Source organism: Schaalia sp. JY-X159, from assembly GCF_014525425.1.
Classification (GTDB): domain Bacteria; phylum Actinomycetota; class Actinomycetes; order Actinomycetales; family Actinomycetaceae; genus Scrofimicrobium.
On the sequence record NZ_JACEXI010000003.1, the window covers coordinates 264,100 to 282,967 of the forward strand.

General features: G+C 59.7%; 21 protein-coding genes. 7 read left to right on the forward strand and 14 right to left on the reverse strand.

Going from position 1 to position 18,868, the window contains the following annotated elements:
* Positions 1-65: 65 nt before the first annotated feature.
* From IDL90_RS06760 to IDL90_RS06790, 7 genes are all read right to left on the reverse strand, one after another.
* On the reverse strand, positions 66-248 hold the full coding sequence (locus IDL90_RS06760) for a hypothetical protein (RefSeq protein ID WP_316930302.1): 183 nt from the start codon (positions 246-248) through the stop codon (positions 66-68).
* A 20-nt stretch (positions 249-268) separates the two neighbouring features.
* Entirely contained in the window at positions 269-823 is a 555-nt protein-coding gene (locus IDL90_RS06765) for a hypothetical protein (RefSeq protein WP_182141177.1), read from the reverse strand.
* A 21-nt stretch (positions 824-844) separates the two neighbouring features.
* Positions 845-1,300 carry a single-stranded DNA-binding protein gene (locus IDL90_RS06770; RefSeq protein WP_182141176.1) on the reverse strand — a complete coding sequence of 152 codons (456 nt, stop codon included), beginning with the start codon at positions 1,298-1,300 and terminating at the stop codon, positions 845-847.
* Between the two features lie 82 nt (positions 1,301-1,382).
* Entirely contained in the window at positions 1,383-3,167 is a 1,785-nt protein-coding gene (locus tag IDL90_RS06775) for a type IV secretory system conjugative DNA transfer family protein (RefSeq protein WP_182141175.1), read from the reverse strand.
* The gene (locus tag IDL90_RS06780) at positions 3,164-3,709 is read right to left on the reverse strand and encodes a hypothetical protein (RefSeq protein ID WP_182141174.1); all 546 of its coding nucleotides are present in this window, start codon (positions 3,707-3,709) and stop codon (positions 3,164-3,166) included. The genes IDL90_RS06775 and IDL90_RS06780 overlap by 4 nt, the downstream gene beginning before the upstream one ends.
* A gap of 88 nt (positions 3,710-3,797) precedes the next feature.
* Positions 3,798-5,201, reverse strand: coding sequence for an ATP-binding protein (locus tag IDL90_RS06785; protein ID WP_259349495.1), 1,404 nt, complete (start codon positions 5,199-5,201; stop codon positions 3,798-3,800).
* Between the two features lie 79 nt (positions 5,202-5,280).
* Positions 5,281-6,054 (reverse strand): hypothetical protein, encoded by a 774-nt coding sequence (locus IDL90_RS06790; protein WP_182141173.1) that lies wholly within the window; start codon positions 6,052-6,054, stop codon positions 5,281-5,283.
* Between the two features lie 138 nt (positions 6,055-6,192).
* Between IDL90_RS06790 and IDL90_RS06795 the strand changes: the two genes are divergently transcribed.
* A complete protein-coding gene (locus IDL90_RS06795) occupies positions 6,193-6,768 on the forward strand; it encodes a TetR/AcrR family transcriptional regulator (protein WP_182141172.1) in 576 nt (191 codons plus the stop codon).
* 72 nt (positions 6,769-6,840) lie between these two features.
* Positions 6,841-9,231: an MMPL family transporter gene (locus IDL90_RS06800; RefSeq protein WP_182141171.1), complete on the forward strand. Its 2,391-nt coding sequence runs from the start codon at positions 6,841-6,843 to the stop codon at positions 9,229-9,231.
* 125 nt (positions 9,232-9,356) lie between these two features.
* On the opposite strand, the gene IDL90_RS06805 is transcribed toward IDL90_RS06800, so the two are convergent.
* A complete protein-coding gene (locus IDL90_RS06805) occupies positions 9,357-9,857 on the reverse strand; it encodes an SCO6880 family protein (RefSeq protein WP_316930307.1) in 501 nt (166 codons plus the stop codon).
* A gap of 7 nt (positions 9,858-9,864) precedes the next feature.
* On the opposite strand from IDL90_RS06805, the gene IDL90_RS06810 reads away from it, so the two are divergent.
* A protein-coding gene (locus tag IDL90_RS06810; RefSeq protein ID WP_187994872.1) for an IS3 family transposase occupies positions 9,865-11,099 on the forward strand; the annotation gives its coding sequence in 2 pieces (ribosomal slippage) (positions 9,865-10,174 and positions 10,174-11,099; 1,236 coding nt in all).
* Between the two features lie 84 nt (positions 11,100-11,183).
* The gene (locus tag IDL90_RS06815) at positions 11,184-11,837 is read left to right on the forward strand and encodes an NAD(P)-binding domain-containing protein (RefSeq protein WP_223175241.1); all 654 of its coding nucleotides are present in this window, start codon (positions 11,184-11,186) and stop codon (positions 11,835-11,837) included.
* 353 nt (positions 11,838-12,190) lie between these two features.
* On the opposite strand, the gene IDL90_RS06820 is transcribed toward IDL90_RS06815, so the two are convergent.
* Positions 12,191-12,430 carry a thioredoxin family protein gene (locus tag IDL90_RS06820; RefSeq protein WP_182141169.1) on the reverse strand — a complete coding sequence of 80 codons (240 nt, stop codon included), beginning with the start codon at positions 12,428-12,430 and terminating at the stop codon, positions 12,191-12,193.
* A 61-nt stretch (positions 12,431-12,491) separates the two neighbouring features.
* The gene (locus tag IDL90_RS06825; RefSeq protein WP_187994873.1) at positions 12,492-13,559 is read right to left on the reverse strand and encodes a permease; all 1,068 of its coding nucleotides are present in this window, start codon (positions 13,557-13,559) and stop codon (positions 12,492-12,494) included.
* Between the two features lie 147 nt (positions 13,560-13,706).
* On the opposite strand from IDL90_RS06825, the gene IDL90_RS06830 reads away from it, so the two are divergent.
* Positions 13,707-14,051, forward strand: coding sequence for a hypothetical protein (locus IDL90_RS06830; protein ID WP_182141167.1), 345 nt, complete (start codon positions 13,707-13,709; stop codon positions 14,049-14,051).
* Here IDL90_RS06830 and IDL90_RS06835 read toward each other — a convergent pair.
* Both IDL90_RS06835 and IDL90_RS11325 read right to left on the reverse strand, forming a co-directional pair.
* The gene (locus tag IDL90_RS06835) at positions 14,048-14,689 is read right to left on the reverse strand and encodes a hypothetical protein (RefSeq protein ID WP_187994874.1); all 642 of its coding nucleotides are present in this window, start codon (positions 14,687-14,689) and stop codon (positions 14,048-14,050) included. The genes IDL90_RS06830 and IDL90_RS06835 overlap by 4 nt on opposite strands.
* Positions 14,690-14,914: 225 nt before the next feature.
* A complete protein-coding gene (locus IDL90_RS11325; RefSeq protein WP_223175242.1) occupies positions 14,915-15,334 on the reverse strand; it encodes a hypothetical protein in 420 nt (139 codons plus the stop codon).
* A 452-nt stretch (positions 15,335-15,786) separates the two neighbouring features.
* Between IDL90_RS11325 and IDL90_RS06845 the strand changes: the two genes are divergently transcribed.
* A complete protein-coding gene (locus IDL90_RS06845) occupies positions 15,787-16,626 on the forward strand; it encodes a sirohydrochlorin chelatase (RefSeq protein ID WP_187994875.1) in 840 nt (279 codons plus the stop codon).
* On the opposite strand, the gene IDL90_RS06850 is transcribed toward IDL90_RS06845, so the two are convergent.
* Complete coding sequence (locus IDL90_RS06850; protein ID WP_187994876.1) at positions 16,605-17,180, reverse strand: dihydrofolate reductase family protein; 576 nt, start codon at positions 17,178-17,180, stop codon at positions 16,605-16,607. The two genes, IDL90_RS06845 and IDL90_RS06850, sit on opposite strands and share 22 nt — an antisense overlap.
* A gap of 145 nt (positions 17,181-17,325) precedes the next feature.
* Here IDL90_RS06850 and IDL90_RS06855 point away from each other — a divergent pair, with 145 nt between their 5' ends.
* Positions 17,326-18,174, forward strand: a complete 849-nt coding sequence (locus IDL90_RS06855; RefSeq protein WP_187994877.1) for a helix-turn-helix domain-containing protein — start codon at positions 17,326-17,328, stop codon at positions 18,172-18,174.
* On the opposite strand, the gene IDL90_RS06860 is transcribed toward IDL90_RS06855, so the two are convergent.
* Positions 18,171-18,704: a DUF4407 domain-containing protein gene (locus tag IDL90_RS06860; RefSeq protein WP_182141163.1), complete on the reverse strand. Its 534-nt coding sequence runs from the start codon at positions 18,702-18,704 to the stop codon at positions 18,171-18,173. The genes IDL90_RS06855 and IDL90_RS06860 overlap by 4 nt on opposite strands.
* Positions 18,705-18,868 lie beyond the last annotated feature (164 nt).

Here is an 18,868-nt window from a genome sequence, read left to right on the forward strand (position 1 = left end):
TGCCTCGAATTATTGCCCGAGGGTTTAATGCCACAACATCTACCGCAGCGGCAGACAACTTCATTCTACGCCGACCGCGCAGATTTGGCCTCGAATATGCGGTCGCCTGATTCAGTGGTTCGTCGTGCCCCAACATCTTGGAGGGAGAAACGGATGAGTAGCTCGGTGAGGAGATCGACATCAGGAGTGTCGCGGTGCACTGCGCGGATGCTGAGCTGACGTTCTTCTCTGCTCCGTCGATCAGTCACTCGTTCATAGTTCGGAGTCATCACTCTTCTGCCTCACTGGCGTGCAAATCGATGCTTGCAAAGAAGGCATCTTCTGCGGCTTGGCGGGCTGCGACCTGGTCGAGAACGAACTGCACAAAGTCAGCGTCACGGTCGGTGACGACCTGTTCTGCAATTTGTGGAGGTTGTTCCTCGCCGGGCCAGGGTGTTTGCCGCGTCGGCCGGTCTCGATCTCGGCGAGTGCCGCTTGCGGCAACCCAATCCCGCAGCCTGACACGAGCGTCAGAGAAGTCGCGGTGCCACCCAAATGGTGCTGAACCGTCTTGCTCCGGGTCATAAGCGCAGAGCCAATGCAGATGCAGGGCAGACAGCTCCCAAAGCAGCTCGGAGTGCCGGTGCCACATCGGTGGTATTTCTGACGCTGGTAGCCCGTACTCCGTGCGAAGCCAGTTGACCCAGCGGTTGAGCACCAACAGCTCCTGTTCCAGATCGTGCGCTGTCAGCAGGTTCCAATTGATTGGGTGCGGCGGCACGGCAGCTGGCTCGGGAGAAAAGCTGGACTCCGCAGTGTCATCGAATTCAGTGTGATCGTTCATGAGAGACGCCCCTATTCCCGTTCAACGACCGAGGCCTGGAGTATCGCTACTTGGCCGCCGCCTGGGCGCTTCGAACGTTCTATTTTCCCCTCGTGACGGCACGTCGTGCGCGCCACTGCGAGAACTGCGATCGACGCTGTAGTGTGTGCGAGCGGTGTCGTGCCCGATTTTCTTTGCGACGAACTCTTCACCTTCGAGGTTTTGCCCATCGCGCTCGTAGTTGTACGGATGCAAGTAGCCTTCAGCGACGAAGCTGTCGCCTTTCACGAACCGCTCGTAGGCCCGCTCGGCGGTGGCACGGTATATGACGAGGTTGTGGAAACTTGTTTCAAGTTTCGTGAACGTGCCGTCGCTTTCGTGCCGGTAGTTTTCTTGCCCGAAGCGTGCATAAAATCGCGCTTCACCACGGTCTGTTTCAGTGAGCTGCGGGTCGCTGGCGATAAAACCAGAGATCGACTGCTGTGTGCGAATAGTCATTGGACTGTTCTCCTGTCTGAGTGGAAGCCGCCAGGCCGGTAGCTCCTATCAGGCAGGTGCGCGAGCACCCCCGCGGGGAGTTTCAGTCATCAGATGCAGGTTTAAGCAGCAGCGTTTCGATTTCGCTGCGTTCTCGTTGCAGAGCCTTCGCGTCGGAGCGCTTGGGCCACGGATGCAAGTCGGTAATGATGGGCGGGGCTGAACGCAACAGCAGAACACCGGTGCCAAACGGGATCGTACGGATACGGTCGGGCGGCAGGATCGGCACACGGCGCACAGAACGCTGGCTCGTGCGTGAGCCGTAGTCGCCAAGGCTCACTGAGTCGGTGAACTCGTCCCGTTCACCGATGAGCGTAGAGAGGTCTTGCAAGTCTCGTGAGTTTGAAGCGCCGCCGAGCACGATCTTCACGATGCTGGCGTCCCAGATGGCGGACGCCTGATCGTCGCTCCATTTATCTCTCGCCTGCGCGAGCGACTGCAACACCGGCATTGTCGTGATGCCTGTGCCTCCACCTTCTGCCATCAGCGTTGGTAGAGAGGGCAGCGGTGCGAGATTGCCGATCTCGTCGAGTGCCAGCAGAAGCGGCGGGTCAAGTCGTGCACCGGGTGATCGTGCCGCAATACGACGGCACATCTCCACGAGATCCTCGACGAGTGCCGCAACCAGCGCTGCGCTATTGCCAGCACCGGCCCCGGTAGCCAGCAAATACAGGGTGCCCTTGCTTCGAATGAACACTTCGGGGTCAAATGTTTCATCTTCTGTAGGGCTCACTGCATCCATCACGCGCGGGTCAGCCAGAGCCGCAAGTGCGAGTGAAACACCTTGCCATATGGAATCCCGGGTGCGCGGGTCTGCTTCGATCATCGCCTCCAGCGAGTCCGCCCATCCCGTCGCTGCCCGTGAAGAGGTGTGCAGAATTGCGACTGCGTCTGCTGCAGCTGATGGGTCGAGCGTCCATCGAAACAGTTCAGCAGGGCTGCGATTATCGAGTGCGGCAGCATGCAGCAGTGCTTGGAGCGCGACACGGGTTTTTCCTTCCCAAAACCCGCCACCATCAACACCGCCGTCGCCAAGTCCGGTGGCTGCTGCGAGCCCGGTGGCACGGATCATTGCGGTGAGCGGATCCTCGCACCCGCGAATTGGCGACCATCGTAACCCTGAGGCAACGCCGTCGGCGAGGTGTTGGGGGTCAAACACCATCACCGGGCCGATCCGTTCTCGTGCACGCAGCGTCGCGGTGAGGTTATCTGGCCGGGTCGAGGTCGTTACTACTGCGCCGGGCGCATCAAGAATTGCTGGGATCACTATGTGCAGCCCTTTCCCTGAACGGGGTGGGCCGATGAGCAAGATTGAATCTTCAACGCTCGCCCACACGTCTTTGCCGCGAGATTGCCCGAGTAGGTACCCGATATCTGCTGGCGTCGGGTGTTCGAGCGATGGCCGAAGCGTTCCGGCCCTGCGCAGCAGAGACTTCGCAGAGGCCGCGGTGTGCACCTCATGGGTGGTCGCAACACCAACGAGCCTGCGCGGGTCAGTGTCAATCTTGCGCGAATGCCGACGCCAGAGGCTCCACACCCAGACGGTCACAGTGCCCAAAACACTGAGCATGATCGCTGTGACCATCCAATACGCGAATGAGTTCAGATCTTCAGTTCCGAGCGCAGTGCCGGGATGGCCAGGCGTGAATAGTACGTTCACGCCGCCCGCAATACCTACCTGTGGTGGGTCGCTGCTCATTATGAATGCCGTGATTGTTCCGGCTGCGCGCAGCACGAGGGCGAGGGCGAAGACTCCGATGAGTGCTGCAATCATGATGTTGGTGAGTTCGTCTCCGAGCGCACCAGCTTGTCGGTTCGTTGGTTTCATGGCAGCTGCTCGGTAATGATTCGGCCCGAGATGTTGCCGATCAACAGCACCTCGGTTGCGTACTCGGCCAGTTGGGCGAGATCGATCAGTGCGCGCACTACACCACGTGCATCACTTTCAGCGGAGCTGATGGTAAGTGCGACGGTGATGTCTTCGCCAGGGATGAACCCGGCCCCACCAAGTTCGAGCAGCTGCGGTATTCGGCCCCTCCGTGCGCGCTGTGACACCGGTGCTGGCGTCGAAGGGGCTGCAGGCATGTGTGTAGACATGATTGGGCGTGTGGTGTGAATAATGTCGGTGAACACGGTGCCGTCGCTCTCGCGCACCTCAACCCGAATAGTTCGCGTGCGGTTCAGAGTGAGGGCGTCGAGCAGCTCACCGAACCGCGCTCGACTCCAGGGAGCATCCGGTTCGGTAGCTGGAAAATCAGCACCATCGAGTGTGACGTGTACGTGACCGATTCCACCAACAGTGATGACCGCAAGCGGCAGCTCAATCAACGGTGCTTCGGTGACGTTCGAGTGGGGGTTCTTTATGCTCATGCGACGTAGGTGCGCTTACTTTCCCAGACGGCATTCACCGAGCTGTGTCGCCTGCCGTGGAAGGCTTTGCACTGCAGAAATTGGTGCGTTACTGCGTGTTCATCCGCCCAGTTGTATCGAAAAGCTCAAGTTCAGCGGGGTGGAGCTGATGCTGGCAGACGAACGAGCGGTCTTTGATACGCCACAGCCCTTGGCCGACACCGAGGCCAGGCAAAAGCTGCCGTTCGGTGCCGGTGAGTCCGAGCGCGTTTGCAGTAGCGCCGAGTTGGTCAGATTCTTGGCGGTAGATGATCCGTGTTTCTGCGTTCGCGAGCAGTGAGTTTGCGAGGGAACGCATTGCTGATCCTTGGTCGCCTACGTTTTCAAGATCGGTGAGTTTGTGGAAGATGAGCATGTTTGCGATGCCGTAGTGGCGTGCAAGTCGCCAGTGCGCGTCCATACGCTTCAACAGGGCCGGGTGTGACATGAGCCGCCAGGCTTCATCGTAGATACACCAGCGTTGCCCGCCGTTCGGGTCAAGCAGCGCCGATTCCATCCACGCTGACGAGCAGGTCATCAGCACCGATATCAGTGTCGAGTTCTCTGCAACGCGTGACAGATCGAGCGAGATCATCGGTAGCGTCGGGTCAAACTGCACCGTCGATGGCCCGTCAAAGAGCCCTGCAAGATCGCCTGATACGAGTCTTCTGAGTGCGTGCCCGACGAGCCTGCCATCTTCGGCAAGCCGCCCATCACTATCAGCCGCCTGGTCGGGGGCAAGTACATGGTCGACGATCATTGGCAGGATCGGTACCGTGTTGTGCCTCACGGTTTCTGTCAGCGCAGTATCGATCGCCGTGTGTTCAAGCGGCGAGAGCGGCCGGTCGAGCACTGTCTCTGCGAGTGCTCCGATCAGGTCACGACGCCTTGCGGCAACTGTAATTGCCCACTCATCGTCACCTATTCCTGAGGGCCGGTAGCCTTCGTCGAGAGGGTTGAGGCGCGTGATGAGTCCGTGGCCGAGCACGATCGCGCGCCCACCGACTGCTTCAGCGACGGCAGTGTGTTCACCTTTCGGGTCTCCCGGCACGTAGACACGCCGCCCGAATGGGAGCGATCGAGTGTAGAGGCTCTTTGCGAGGCTCGATTTCCCTGACCCGACGATGCCAGCGAGCACGAGATTTGGGGCCGTGATGATGCCGCGCGAGTAGAGCACCCAGGGGTCATACACGAAGGACCCACCCGAGTAGAGGTCTTGGCCAACGAATACACCGTCGGAGCCGAGCCCACCCTCGGCAAGAAACGGGTACGCGCCAGCGAGCGTTGCTGACGTGTCTTGATGCCGCGGCAATTTGAACCTGCCTGGCGATCGCAATTGTGCAGTGCCAGGTTCTCCTGAGTTGGGTAAATATATGGTGGATCGGCGCTCCGCCTGCTCCGCCTCCCATTTCTCGCGCGCTGCAGCCTGCTCGGTCCGGTGCTGTGCGACTTCAATCTGCTTCGCTGCTTTCACCCGCTGCTTACGAAGGCCACGTTTTCTGCCGCGGGTGAAACGAGCACCGATGTGTGCAGACGCTCACGCTCATCGCGTTTCACAGCCCGAGCCCTCTCGCTCGTTTCACCGCGGCGACTCCGGGATGTTCAAACCACGAGGAGTGATGAACATGCTGAGAGTTACGTGCAGTCGTGTTGAGCACGGGCTGATCCTCGACGGCGTCTTCGGCACTGATCTCGTGCTGCCGGTAGAGGGCAACATATCCGAAGGAGTGACTGTAGGTCATGTCGTAGTCGCCGTCACGAACTTCGCGTTCCAATGGACCCGTCGGCGGTGACTCATAGACATGCCCGTTCTCTAAGGCGGCTTGCGTGCTTTCGTCGCCGTAATCCCAGCTCTTGAGATGGTTGAGAGCAGCATCGATGCCCTCGTCATCGATCAGTTGCAGTACTTCGTCAGCGTCTTCGCCCTGTAAGAAGCAGATGCTCACCCAACGCTTGACTGTGGCGGGTTCTGCGGGAGACTCAGCATGCCACGCGATTCGAGCTGCCGCTGATGCTCCAGCGTTTACGTGCTCTTCCGCTTGGTCAATGAAGATTGCGGCTTGATGTAGTTCGTCAGCTGCTGCGAGAGCATCTCTTGCCCCTGTTTGGTGGTTGCCGTGATCGTCGAAGGCGCGTGATCGCGTCGAAGCATGAGCAGTAGCCAGCTGATCGAGCACCTGCCGCAGTGAGCGTATGTTAGCGAGTAGATCGCCGAGCACTCCGTACATGTCTTGTGGGTGCTCGAAGTTGCGGCTCGCATGGGCAAGCCCGCGCATCGCGTCGGCGGCTTCACTGGCATCGGCGACTGGATCGTAAAAAGTAGGCATGACGGCCTCCTCCATGAAGAGTGTTGGATCACTGATCTGATAGGTGTGCTTGGTCGCGCAACTTGACAGCAAACCTGTTTAAACATTTCCCAACGCGCAAAGTTGCTCAATGGGCAAAGTTGCTGTTACTCTCGCTGTATGACAACACCCGGGTTGAGAGACCAGAAACGCAAACAGACCTCGCACGCGCTTTCGCGCACGGCGTTTGAATTCACCCAGGAACGTGGCCTGGATGGGTTTACCATCGACGACGTTGTCAAGCAGGTCGGTGTTTCCAGGCGTACATTCGCTAACTATTTCTCGTGCAAAGAAGAAGCTGTTGCAGCGCTCGCTCTTGAACAGTTAGAAGACGGCATTGCCATGCTGCCGGAGATGCCCGAGGGCATCCCGCTACTGGAGTGGGTGCGCGCACTCGCGCTTCATCAACTTTCGGGGGGCATGCTTGACCTGTTGACCCAGCTGCGAGACCTGGCACGGAAAGATCCGGCTTTGCAGCCGTTCGTTGAGAACGTGCACGCAGAAATTCGTAGAACTGCGCAGGCTGTGGTCACGGCGCAAGCTAAGAATTCTGCGGCGAAGTTTGCGGCTCCGATCATCGTTGGAGCCGCCTACGGTGCACTGACTTCGTTCATCGAAGCCGGGTCTTCGGGGTCGGAGTCGTCGCTCGATGAGTTCGTTGAGAAGGTGTTCTCAAAGCTCAGAGCCGGTCTCTAACCCCACCATTTTTCAACTCTTCGCACGTAGGGGCCCACCCTACGTTTACTCGGCATGCCAGAAAGGCTTTTGATGTCCATATTTCTGTACCGTTTATCACGGTTTTCCTACCGGCGTCCGTGGGTGTTCATTCTCACTTGGCTGCTCATCGTTGGCGGGGTGCTCGGCCTTGCTGTTGCAAGCGGGGCCAAAATCAGCTCGGCAATCACGATCGATGGCACCCAAAGTCAGACGGTCATCGACCAGCTGCGCACCGAGTTTCCCGAAACTTCTGGCGGTCAGGGCACCATCGTCTTCACCGCTGATGAAGGCAAACGCCTTGATGAGGATGGAGCTGCAGACGCGGTTCGCGCGGCAATGAAAGAAATTTCTGAAAACGAATACGTCGTTGCCCGTGAAGCCCCAGCATTAGCAACCCCACCCACCCAAGCGACAGCTGGTCAACAGGCGCAGCAACCGGGGCTGCCACAACAATCAGCTGAGCAGTCACCGATGCCATCCCCGAATGCTCCGCCAAGTCCTGAGCAGCAAGAAAAGATGATGCAAGAGGCCTTGCTGAAACAGGGCATGCTTGCACCCGGGGTGCTCGTGTCAGCTGACGGGGCTGTTGCCCTCATGCAGATCCAGTTCACCGAACAGGTTGAAGACCTGCCATCTGGCGTCATCGAAGACGTCGTTGCGATCGCATCCGAGCATGCCGACACAGCAGGGCTCACGGCACTTCCCACGGAATCTCTGAAACCACACGAACCACCCTTGGGTGGCCATGAAGCGCTCGGGTTACTCGTCGCGGGCCTCGTACTCTTGCTCACGCTCGGCTCGCTTCGAGCGGCGGGCCTGCCACTGGTGACCGGCATCATCGGTGTCGCGGTCGGGCTCGGCGGAGCCTTCGCACTCTCCCAGAGCATCGAACTCACCAGCGCCACCCCGGTACTCGCCCTCATGATCGGGCTCGCCGTCGGGCTAGATTACGCACTCTTTATCGTGAACCGGCAACGCCACCTGATTCTGCGTGAGGGCCTTTCGGCAGAAGAAGCCGCAGGCAGGGCCGCAGGTACAGCAGGAAGCGCCGTGCTCTTTGCAGGCCTCATCGTCATCATCGCCCTCGGGGGCCTTACCCTCATCGGTATCTCGTTCCTCACCACAATGGCGCTGGTAGCGGCAGCAACTGTGCTCTGTGCAGTGTTGATCGCATTGACACTCTTACCAGCACTTCTCGGGCTCATCGGCGAACGAATCCTGAGCACAAAAGCGCGTACTCGCGGGCAGAAGCGCAGCTACGAACAGCGCCACGGCTTCGCCCACCGCTACGCGACAGCACTGGTAAAGGGCAGGTGGGTAGTGATCGTTGCGGTCGTGGCCCTTCTTGGTGTGGCCGCAATCCCGATGACGCAAATGAGCCTGGGCATGCCAAACGGTGCCACAGCAAACCTCGACACCACCGAACGCCAAGCAGCAGACGCCGTCTCCGAAAGCTTCGGTGACGGGTACAACGCACCCCTTGTCACCGTGATCCACGCCCCCGACGGCACTAGCTTCACAGATTCCCAACTGCCTGGCATCACCAGCGAACTTGAACAAAGCGACGCGATCGAAACGGTACGCCCAATGGGCATTTCGCCTGATAGTTCGCTGGCGTTGTTCTCGGTGATCCCGACTGCCGGTGCTGATGATGACGCAACGAAGACACTCGTGCATACCCTGCGTGAAGACACGGGCACGCTCACCGGTATTAGTGGCACCACCATCGGCGTGACAGGGCTCACCGCCATCAACCTCGACATTTCAGAGAAACTCGCAAGCGTCTTGCCGCTCTACATCACCATCATCGTGGTGCTGTCACTTCTCGTGCTGCTCGTCGTATTCCGGTCGGTGCTGATTCCAGTCAAAGCAACCGCCGGATTCTTGCTCACGATCGGTGCCACCTTCGGCATTATGACCGCTATCTTCCAGTGGGGCTGGCTGAAAGAGATTGTAGGATTCGACACGCCAGGCCCGATCCTCTCGTTCCTACCGATCATGGTGACCGGCATCTTGTACGGCCTCGCCATGGACTACGAAATGTTCCTGGTCAGCTCCATGCGTGAAGCCCACGTACACGGGCGCGCAGGCAAACAGTCGGTGATTCATGGATTTGAGCAGGCCAGCCGCGTCGTCGTCGCAGCAGCAGTCATCATGGTGTCCGTGTTCGCAGGATTCATCTTCAGCGACGACAGCATGGTGAAACAATTCGGTCTCGCCCTGGCAGTTGGCATTCTCGTCGACGCGTTCCTCGTGCGTATGACGCTTGTTCCAGCGCTCATGTCGGTGCTTGGAAAAGCGGCATGGTGGATTCCGAAGTGGCTCGACAAGCTGCTCCCCAACCTCGATATCGAAGGCGACCGACTCTTGAAACACCTCCACCAGAGTTCAAACGCCAAACAGCAGGTCGAAGGCGGGGCTCACCCCAATACAGCCCACTAACCTCAGGTGATGCACACCACGCAACGACAGGCACCATGCGGTTCCCGTTGCGTGGTGTGCACACTGTGAGTAATGAAAATGATTGCTATAAGGATTCTGGATGAACCATGCCCAATGCTCAGTTTTCAAACGTTGCGGCACAAGGGCAATGCCGCAGCAGTGAATGCTTGAGCCTGTTGCCCAACGAGTAGCCGGGTTTCACAGGACGCCTGGATCGCGGCCTGCTCGATCGCGGCGACAGCAGCATCAAGTTCTTCCGCGGTCGTTGCAGACTCGCTGACTAGGCCGGTGTAGCGGAGCACGCCGTGGCCAGCGGTGAGATCAGCCTCTTGTTGCAGCACATCATGAAACTCTGCTGTTTGTGACGCGTCCTCGATCTGACCGATGCGTTGGCGCTGGTGAGCGTCCGAAATGTATTCGGTCTTCTTCTTCCGAATATCGCGGGCGGCCTGGTCCGAGCGCATAGGAGTGCACAGCAGCGAGAACGAGCGTTGGATTCCCGTCGATAACAGTAGAGGTGCCAGAAACCCGGGGTACACCATCGATCGGGGCCATTCGCTGACGGGGCTTACCCCTTGTTCTTGGACACGTGATTTCCTGCATTCCTGTTGGAAGAGAGCGAGAATCTAAGAGATGGCAAAGAACTACTACCCCGAGGAATTCCGGCGCAAAGCGGTCGACCTCTACGAATCCACCCCTGAGCAGACGATGCAGGAGATTGCAACAGACCTTGGGATCTCTCGCAGTGCCCTGGACACGTGGGTCGCGAAATACGGGACCGGGCAACGAGCCCCTGCTACGCCGACAGCAACCACCACAGGTGCTGACACACCAGAATTCACGATTCGCCGCTTAGAGGCCCAGCTGGCGGCAGCGAAAGCCGAAACTAGGAAGCTCACCACCGAGCGTGACATCCTGCGTCAGGCGGCCAAATATTTCGCGGGAGAGACGAACTGGTGAGCCGCTTCCAGTTCGTTGAAGACCATAAGCACGTCTGGGGCGTGAAGCGGTTGTGTGAAGTTATCGACGTCGCGAGGTCCTCGTTCTATGCCTGGCTCAACGCCGCTGCAGGACGAGCTGCGAGGGCTGCGGCCGACGATGAGTTGGCGGCTCGTATTCGGAGATTGCAGGACCCGGAACAAGGTGGTGATCGTGCGTATGGTGCGCCGCGAGTCACTGCCGAACTTAACGATGGGGTGTCTGCTGGTGAACGGGTGAACCACAAGCGAGTTGCCAGGGTGATGCGTGAGCATCAACTTGTAGGGATACGGCTGCGGCGTCGGGTGAGGACCACGATCGCTGAGCAGAGCGACGAGAAGTTCCCTGATCTACTGGATCGTGACTTCAGTACCGGCGAGTCGGGGCGCCGCTATGTGGGCGATATCACTTATCTGCCGATTAAAGATGGCACGAACTTGTATCTCGCGACCTGTATCGATTTGGGGTCGCGCAAGCTTGCGGGTTGGTCGATGGCCGATCATATGCGCACCGAACTTGTTACTGATGCGCTCACGGCTGCGTGGCGTGCGCGTGGCGGCTGTCTTCAAGAGGCTGTGTTTCACAGCGACCACGGCTCGGTCTACACCTCGAAAGCGTATGGGCAGCTGTGTACACAGTACGGGGTGCGCCAGTCGATGGGGCAGGTAGGTTCGTCTGCCGATAACGCGCTTGCGGAATCGTTCAACGCGGCACTCAAGCGTGAGCTCCTTGAGGGGCGGGCCGCGTTTGCTGATCAGGCGAGTGCGTATCGGGCGGTGTTCAGATGGGCGAACCGCTACAACACCAGGCGGAGGCATTCAGCGATCGGGAATATTGCACCAAACGAGTACGAGCGGCGTGAGGCGGATATGCTTCAGAGCGCGGCATAACTATGTGAACAAGATGTCCAAAATCAAGGGTCAAGGCCCCTCACCCGTGTCGCGAAGCGCAACCCAGATACACGCATCACCTGGGTGCTGCGGCGCGGCACCGTCGGGAACACATTCGGCGGGGGCAGTGAAGACGAGCTGCCCGAACGCGGCGCGCTGGGGCAGCGGGCAAAGCAGGCCGTCGAGGACGGAATTGTCGACCTCGTCGCTGGTTTTCGCACGGAACAGATCCTGATGCGTGAAGGCCAAGCTGAGCTTGCGGCAGAGGACGGCCGTCACCTTGACCGTGCGGCCAAGGTGTTTGTTGCAGCCGGGTTCCGGCCTGACCTGTCCTTCCTCTCCGAGATTCGACTCGACCTCGATGTGCGGTTGCAGGCCCCCTCGAAGGTCGCGCTTGAAGTCGACCCGAACCTGCATTCCTGTGGATCCGTGTGCGCTACTGGTGCGGCAGATCTTGCCCAGCCGGAGTCGGGCTTCTGCATCGTGGGTGCGAAGTCGTACGGTCGCGCCCCGACGTTTCTCGCTCTCACCGGCTTCGAACAAGTGCGCAGCGTGGTGGCGGCGATCGCAGGTGACACCGCAGCGGCTGCGCGGGTTGATCTTGTTCTGCCAGATACCGGAGTGTGCGGCGGTGCCGGCCTCTTCGACGCACCTGCAGAGGAATCGGCTGGCGGGTCCTGCTGTGCGCCAGCACCGCAGCTTGTTCAGGTCGGAACGGCGTCCTCGACCTGCTGCTGAATCCTGAACGACCAAGGGGGCAGGAACCAGATCGGTTGCTGCCCCCTTCATGTATGGTGACGTGCTTTGGGCAGACTCTCCGGGAGATCGCGCAGCCAACCGGCAGTCATTTGGGAACGACCCGCGTTGTGGACGCAATCGAAGGGTACGGTGGGCTGGTGTTCGGTAGTCTTGTCTGGGTTGCACTTTCAGTCTGAGGCGAGGGAGTTGAGCAGTGTACGCACGCGGCCTGCGATATCTTCGCGTATCTCAGCGAGTTCGTCGGTGGAGGCGAGGGCGGGATCGCCCACTGCCCAGTCTTCTTAGCGGACCCCGGGAATGATTGAGCACACGTCGGTCGCGAGGTGTCGCCATTACCCGGCCGCCTCAATGAGTTCGCGCAGCGCCCGCGTCACGGGGACCTTGCCCGAGACCACGACCTGCTCGTCGATCACGAGCGCGGGGGTCTGCATGACCCCGTATGCGGCGATCTCGGCGTAGTCGGTCACCTTGGTGACGGTGGCGTCTCGCCCGAGTTCAGCGAGAGCCTCATGGGTGCGCTTCTCGAGTGTGGCGCAGTTGCGGCAGCCGGGGCCGAGAATCTTGATGTCCATGTGCGTGGCCTTTCGAGGGTGGATCTGCCAGCCAGTCGGCGCGATGGCCTTCGGGCGGCTATCAGGCGATCGGGATGAGGTTGAAGATGAAGCCGATGAGGAAGATCGCGGCGAGCACGATCCCGGTGAAGAGCGCCAGCAGCGGCCACTTCATGACCCGGCGCAGCATGATGAGTGAGGGGATGGAGAGCGCGACGAGGCTCATCATGAACGCCATCGTGGTACCGAGTGCGACACCCTTCGTGAAGAGCGCTGAGGCGAGCGGCACGACCGCTGCCGGGTTCGCATAGAGCGGGGCCCCGGCAAATGTGGCGATGAGGAGCGAGAACGGATTCTCGGGGCCCGCGACCTCGGCGAAAAACTCGTCGGGCACCCACCCGTGAATCGCGGCACCGATGAGCACGCCGAGCACCAGGTAGGGGAGGATCTTTACGATTATCTGCCGGGTCTCCGCCCATGAAGCGTCCACCCTGTCACGCATGCTGGGCCTCTTCTGAGCGGTTGCGAGCTGCGTGGTGCGGCTGGTGAAGACGAAGGGCTCGACCCACTGGTCAAGTTTGAAACGCGACAGCACCAGTCCGACCGTGATCGAGACGGTCGCACCGGCGAGGGCCCAGCCTGCGGCGATGTCCCACCCGAAGGTGCCGCCCATCAGGATGATGCCTGTCTCGCTAATGAGTGGGGAGGAGACGAGGAAGGCGAGGGTCACGGCGAGGGGAACGCCCGCGGCGACGAGGCCGATGAAGATCGGGATCGAACTGCACGAGCAGAACGGGGTGATTGCCCCGAGCGCCACCGCCAGCAGGATGCCCACGAAGAGCCCCTTGCCGGTGAGCACCCCGCGCACCCTCTCTGGTGAGATCTGCGTGTTCACGAGGCCCACGAGGAACAGGAGCCCCACGAGCAGCAAGGTGATTTTGACGGTGTCGTAGAGAAAGAACTCAAGGGCCGCGCCGAGTGTGGATGCGAGATCTACCCGGAAGAGGTCGCCAAGCAGCCACGGCCACAGCACCTCGTTCACGGCAAACACCACGCCCCAAACTGCTGCCAGGACCACAAGTAGTGCCCAAACCTTCAGGTCGTCTCGGGGTGACGCGGATCGCGTCGGGCGCGCACTGTCGACCGTCATGCGTGCCTCCCGGAGTTCGTGCTTGCATTGATAATATTCGATGTGAGTCGGGGCGTGTGGTGATTGAGTTCTCGTCGGGTGCTGCACGGGGCGCGGCAGTCTCACAGCGTACTGTTGAGTTACAGGCTGCGTGAGGGGTGGGAACTGATGACGACCGCGGAGGGAGTGCTGCGCGAACTGCTTGCCGAGGCGATGGGCGCGATGGAGCAGGCCTCAGGCGGCGCCTCGGTGTGCAGTTTCACGAAGTCAGGTGTGCCCGTTCCCGCACTGAAATATGCTGAGGGACGATGGGCTGCGTTGCGCGAGCTGAAGTCCCAGGGCGCCACCGAAGAAGCGTCGCTGGCATTGGGTGCCGTCTGGCAGGAGCGCCTCGCGGAACTGCAGTCACGTGGTGCGGGAAGCGATTGGCTCGCGTATACGACCGGAGGGGTTGATGCGCTTGCGGAGTTCAGGCTGCGTGTCAGTCATGAATCCGGGGATGATCGGCCCTAAGGTCGTCCGGTCTGAAACTCGGCCATTTGCTCCGGGGTGAGTGTTCCACCTTGCTCGGCGGCTGCCTGAAACGCTGGCAAATGGACATCGGCTGAAGCGCGGCGAAGATTGGTGAGCACACGGAACAGCGCGGCATCATCCGTCTGAGCGAGGAGGGTGTCGTACATGGCAATGTTCGCGACTTCTCCGTCGGCCCACGCCCGGGCGGCCGTCGTTCGATCTGAGGGGGCCTGGAGCCTCCCGAGGTAAGGGTTTTCGGGAACCTCGATGCCAAGCCGTTCCAACTGTCTGACGAGCGCGCTGCTGTGTCGATCCTCCGCAGCTCGGATCGAAACATAAGGTTCGACTTCACCGAATTTCTCGATGACTGCGAGATAACTCGCGGAGGCATGGTACTCGCCGTCGGGGCCCATCAAAGCCTCCCAGGCGATCGCTGCGTCGGTGCCTGCAGGGGGAGCCTCCGGAAGGGTCACGCTTTCCGGGGAATCCCGCTCGGCGCTCTCCTCCACCGTGCTCTCGGCTGGGGCCTCCGTCGTGGCTGGCGTGTCGGCGTTCTCTGTGACTGGTGCGACTGTCGTGCATCCAGCCAGTCCTATCATCAGGGCGGTTGTTGCGAGAAGGGCGAACTGCCTGATCATTTCGAAACCCCAAACTGTGTGATCGTAATGCGTGTCCTGATACTACCAGGGGTATCTATGTGAGGCCAGCACAAGTTCAGTGATCGGGCAAAGTCATGCGAAGCCGGGGAGCAAAGGGATATGGGCTCACTTGTGACCTGACCTACAGTTTTATTTCCACTCTCACCTGAACGAGCATCAGACCCGAGCGTGACTGTGTGCTTGTCGTGGGGGCTTCATCTCAATTCACGGTCGAGCGTTCGCGATAATTGCACCAGCTGTGACTAGCGAGATGCGCACCTGCTTTCGGTCGGCGCCGAGTGTGCGGGCGATCGCGCGTATCGAGATGCCGCCGCCGTGCAGTTTCACTGCTTCAGCGGCATCCTCGATCGTGAGTCCGTGCTGGCGGCGCACGACATTGTTCCGGGTGAGGTGCTTCGAGACTGTTGCACGGTGCACACCATACTTCTGTGCGAGATAGCCGACGCTGAGACCAGCGAGGTAATCGTCGACCAGGCGGTCTACTTCAGAGGGGGTGAGAAAGGTTTGAGGTTTCCCAATCCTCCTGACGCAGGCCCCTCGAACGTCCTGAATTGGGGTGTTCTCGACCCGCTGAGACACCCGGTAGACGCCTCGTTTCCAGCGGGATATCAACGATTTCAGCATCGGGGTAGGGTTTGAAAACTCTCTACGCAGGAACCCCAAGGAGAGCTGAGAGAAGTGGGAGCTTGCTCACACTTCCGAGGCCGACGCAGGGGTTGATGCGCGCAGCGCGATCACCCCAGATGGGTCAGGTTTGAACTTGTGGCCAGGGTCCGCCCTTGGTTGCGGGTCCTGCCTGGCCCTTTTTCTTTGCGTCAGCGGCCGACGGCGCGCATGCCTGCAGCGTCGTAGCGATCGCCGGACACGCCGAGCCGCTCGACGATTTGGTCCAGGGCGGTGTCGTGCTGTTTGGGGCCGCTATCCCGCTATCCCTATCTCGCCGCCCCCGAGCGTAACGGTGCGCGTTTGGCGTAACGGTGCGCGTTTGGCTTGAATAACGGTGTGATGACGGACGAAATCGAGCCAACCGCGCACCGTTATCCAGGGTTCGTCTCGAGCTTGTCACTAGGTCGCCGATGTCGACATATATCGCCGTTGTTTTGGTGATTTATCGGCGACATATGCCGACATCGGCGACGTTGGGTGGCGGACGTTGGGTGGCGGACGACTTACTTGCCATCCCCGGGGTGGCGCAGGTTCGCACTGCTTATATGGAGTACTCGGAGCCGTCAATCGCCACGCAGCTCAAGGCCTTTGACGCCGATGGGATCACCGATGTCCTTGTCATTCCATTGTTGCTCACGGTCAGTGACCACAGCCTTGATGACATCCCGGCGATTTGTGGACAATCCCATGATCCGAAGCTCTTGGCTCAGCTGGCTTCGGAAAACATTGAGGTGTATCACCCCAAAGCGGACATTCAGTTCTCTCCGACACTTGATTTCTCTGGGCTCGTTAGGGCAAACCTTGCCCGTCGGGCCGACAAGTTGCTGGGGAAGCGGGCCTCGGATGACACCCGCACGGGCCTGGTGCTTGTTGGTTATGGCAGTGCCGAGTTCGATGACGAGTGGACGGCATTCTTCGAAGAGACCCGGCGTCACGCGGAGGAGGATTTGGGAGTTGTGGCCTCTACCCACGCGTGGTGCGGGCATCTGGTTGATTACAGCCGCAAGCCCACGGTGGATGCGATAAACAAAATGCTTGAACAAACCGACCAGGTGGTAGTGGTTCCGCAGTTGGTTTCCTATGATCCAATGTTCCAGGAACGCATTGTTGGGCGGGCAACCAAGGAGTCGGCGGATCCTTCGCGGGTTCTTTACAGTGCGGATGCGATCCTCCCGGACCCGGAAGTTGGTAACTGGGTTGTGCGGATTTCAAATGAGTTGCTGAACGCTCAGGAGAAGCAGGCTTCCTGAGGTAGGAGGCTTCCCCGGACGGCGCGTCTTCCCCTACTTTCCTGAGTAGACGGGGAAGTCGCTGTGTTCGCCGTAGTCGCGGGCGTATCTGAAGACCCGTCCGCGGTGGGGGCGATGACGACACTAAGTTCATCGCAGAGGTTGGCTTGGATGAAGGACCAGTTGAGGACGCCACCGCCTCCCAGCATCAGCGTCTGGACATCGAATAGATCTGAAAGCTTGTCCAAGAGCAGCTCGAAGTCAATACTTGTATCCCCGGCGATCACATAGGAGATCCCCAGCTTTCGTAGGAACGCCATATAAGCGTTCGATGCTCTTCCGGTGAGGACCTCGATGACGTGCGCAGTGGTGGTTCGGTAAGTCATCTCCGCACTGTCCCAGCCGAGCCGTCCGGAGGGGTCAATAGATATGTAGTACTTGCTTGCATCACTCACGGCGACGAAGTCTCCATCGGGCACGGGGGCTGCGTCCGCTTCCGGCGTCCGCATGTAGTTGCCGATTATCTTCCCATCCAGTGACGTCATCATGTGGCAGAAAACGTACGGTCTCGTCATGGCTTCTCCTGTTCATTTTGCTGGTTTCTTCTGATCAGCACATGTACATTTTCCTGCGTCTTCCCGCTTCACGGGAGTGGAGAGTTCTATCCTGGGAGGGATCTATCCCCCTCACATAGTCGTGGGTTTCAAGGACAATGGAGGAATGAAACGCGACATGCTGTACAACGAGCTCGGGACCTTCCTCAAGGCCCGCCGCGCCGAACTAAGCCCTCGCCGAGCAGGCCTTCCAGACGGTGTTCGGCCCCGCCGTGTTGCGGGACTCCGTCGGGAGGAGGTCGCAACACTCGCCTCCATCAGCACCGACTATTACACGCGTATTGAGCAGGGACGCATCCAAGCTTCAGCACCTGTCCACAACACCCTTGCCGATGTGCTCAGTCTTGACCAGGACCAGCGTCGCTACCTGCTTGACCTTGCGGGCAAACCCTCCACAAGGAGCCCCCGGCAGAGCGTGCAGAAAGTCAAACCTCAACTCCAGCGTTTGCTTGACGATCTGGTGACAACTCCGGCGATTGTGATGGGCAGGCGGCTGGATGTTTTGGCCTGGAACAGGCTTGCCGCAGCAATGATCACCGACTTTGGCCAGGTGCCTGCTAAGCACCGCAACTACGTGCGCACCCTCTTTACCGACTCGGCGATGCGCCGACTTTATAAGGACTGGGAGTCCGTCGCAAGGACCGCTGTAGCGCAACTGCGGATGCAGGCCGCTAGGTACCCCGATGACCCGCGTCTCGCTACCTTGGTTGGTGAGCTCTCAGTGTCCGACGCGCAGTTCGCCCAGTGGTGGGTGGCCCAAGGAGTTGCCAGCCTATCCACCGGGACCAAAACTGTGATCCACCCGAAAGTGGGGGAACTCGTACTCGACTGGGACACACTCGCCGAGGCCGATGACGCCGACCAGCAACTCGTAGTCTGGACAGCAGAGCCTGGCAGCCCGACGCATGAGGCGTTGCGTTTACTTGCTACCGGCATGGCAGACAGGCGCCACTAGGCGCTCGCCGGCATCCTCAGGGAATCCACGAGGCGATCAATCCTCATGTTGGTACCGTCAAGACGGTCATTTAGGGAACGAAGCTCGGCTTTCATATCGCCGCGTAGCTCTGAGATTTCCTGCCGAAGCGCGTCATCTGCATTCTGTGTTTGGGTGCGGAGTTCGCCGATCTCGGTGCGGAGGGATTCGTCTCCGGCTTGCATGTCTGTGCGGAGTTTGCTGATTTCGGTGCGGAGGGATTCGTCTCCGGCTTGCATGTCTGTGCGGAGTTTGCTGATTTCGGTGCGGAGGGATTCGTCTCCGGCTTGCATTGCGCTACGCAGGGATTCGTCTCCGGCTTGCATGTCTGTGCGGAGTTTGCTGATTTCGGTGCGCAGGGATTCGTCTCCCACCTGTATTTCTTTGCGAAGTGAGCTTTCCACTTCCCGGATCTCTCTGCGCAGGCTGCTGGAAAAGACTGCCATTGCGGAGAACATCGCGACGACAACTCCCAGCCCCGTGAGCACGGTGGCCAGTGTTTCTACTGACACCTCTATCATCCTCCCAGTATCGCCTATGTGGCTTCTGTCTGCCACCATGGACACAGTCTGCTGGAAGGTCGGCGACACTGGCGACCGGAGACGACCGAACTGTGGAAAACGCCCACAATCAGGTGCTGTGGACACGCAGAGCGGACTCCAGTAGGTCCTCCATC